General features: G+C 64.9%; 2 protein-coding genes. Both read left to right on the top strand.

The window, feature by feature from the left end; all coding sequences use genetic code 11:
* The coding region (locus tag HMPREF9440_RS05710) for a PfkB family carbohydrate kinase (RefSeq protein ID WP_008542355.1) at positions 1-219 on the top strand (219 nt) is incomplete at its 5' end.
* Between the two features lie 42 nt (positions 220-261).
* Positions 262-1719, top strand: a complete 1458-nt coding sequence (locus HMPREF9440_RS05715; protein ID WP_008542357.1) for a purine-cytosine permease family protein — start codon at positions 262-264, stop codon at positions 1717-1719.
* Positions 1720-1866: the final 147 nt, after the last annotated feature.

The raw sequence follows: 1866 nt of genomic DNA on the forward strand, positions 1-1866 counted from the left end.
GCGGACGGCGACGTCCGCCGCATCCCGGGCTTCCCCGTCGCCGTCGTCGACACGATCGGGAGCGGCGACGCCCACACGGGCGGCGTCATCGCCGGGCTCATGTGCGGGCTCACGCTCGACGAGAGCGTCCTTCTCGCCAACGCCGTCGCGAGCTTCGTCACCGGATCCGAGGGGGCCGCCACGGCGCCCACCCGAGGCGAACTCCTCTCCGCGAAGTAATTCCACCCCCATCATCCCCCATCCCAATCACCTTCAACGATCATGGCCGACACCAACACGACCAAAATCGAAACGAACGGGGTCAACCCCGTCCCCGACAGCGAACGATACGGCAAGCCCGCGGACCTCTTTCCGGTCTGGTTCAGCTGGAACATCTCCATCTTCGGCATCACGCTCGGCATCTACGTCTTCGGCCTCGGGCTCTCCGTCTGGCAGGCGATGGCCGCGGGCGTGATCGGCTACTTCCTCTCCTGCGCCTTCGTAGGGATCCTCGCGGTGGGCTCGGTGCGCACCGGTTTGCCCACGCTCGTGCAGTCGCGCTTCTGCTTCGGCTACCACGGCAACAAGATCCCGACCTTCTTCGGGTACGTCGCCAACATGGGCTGGAAGGTGACGATGCTCTCGATGGCGAGCACGACCTTGGCCGACCTCATCGCGCACCTCGTGCCCTTCTTCGCGAACGAAGCGGGCGGCGCCTCGCAGCTCTGCACGTTCATGAGCTTCGTGATCGTGATCGTGCTCACGATGTGGGGTGCGGTCTACGGCTACCAGTTGATCCTCAAGATCGAGAAGCCCGTCGCCTGGGTGACGGGCCTCATGACGCTCGCCTACCTCTTCTTCTTCATCCCGCAGATCAACTTCTCCGCGCTCAACACGGCCGAGCCGGGGAGCTTCGGGACCTTCATCGGGGCGATCGTCCTCTCGATGACGATGGTGGGGCTCGGCTTCCTCAACTACGGCGGCGACTACTCGCGCTACCTCCCGCGCAACACCGGTGCGGGCGGCGTCGTCTTCTGGACGATGAGCGGGATCGCGGTGCCGGTTTCCGTCCTCCTGATTCTGGGCGTCATGCTTTCGGTCGGGAACCCCGCCCTGCTTGAGAAGGCCAACCACGAACCCCTGGCCGCGCTGACCGGGATCCTCCCCTTCTGGTTCTACGTGCCGTTCTCCCTGATCATCATCATCTCGCTCATTTCGGCCGGGATGACGGGGCTCTACTCGTCTGGCCTCGCGCTCCTCGCGATGGGCGCCCCGATGAAGCGCTGGCAGACGACGGTTCTGAACGGCCTCATCATCTCTCTCGGCAGCTTCTACATGCTCTTCATCTCCGACAGCTTCGTCGCGCCCTTCCAGTCGTTCCTGATGGCGATCTCCGTCATCATGGGCTCCTGGGGCGCGATCGAGATGGTCGACCTCATCCGTCAGAAGCGCCTCAACTGGGACGTCGACATGGCGCAGCCCTACGGCGAGGGCGGCCGCAACTACCGCTGGACCGCGCTCCTCTCGCTCGCCGTCTCGTCCTTCATCGGGCTGGGCACGGTGACGTCTTCGGACCCCTACATCGGCATGGCGGTGAGCTTCCTTCTTCCCGAAGGGTCGGAGTCGAGCATGTTCGTGACCGCGAACATGGGGCTCGCCCTCGCGATGACCGTCGCCGCGGCGCTCTACGCGCTCCTCACCTTCGTGCTGAAGTGCGAGGTCGCGCCCGTCAAGCGCTGATCGGTCGGGCTGATCGGCCGGGCTGACCGCCTGACCTGAACGTATGAGAAACCGCCGGGGGCTTCGGAAGCCTGTCGGCGGTTTTTCGTGAGTGTTGGTCTGGGGGCGGGCAGTGCATCGTACGTGTCCTAAGACCCGCTCGGTGAA

The sequence above is a fragment of the Sutterella parvirubra YIT 11816 genome (assembly GCF_000250875.1).
Classification (GTDB): Bacteria; Pseudomonadota; Gammaproteobacteria; order Burkholderiales; family Burkholderiaceae_F; genus Sutterella; species Sutterella parvirubra.

Coding starts and splice junctions, on each gene's coding strand:
- HMPREF9440_RS05715 (WP_008542357.1), top strand. CDS start 262: ATGGCCGACACCAACACGACCAAAATCGAAACGAACGGGGTCAACCCC.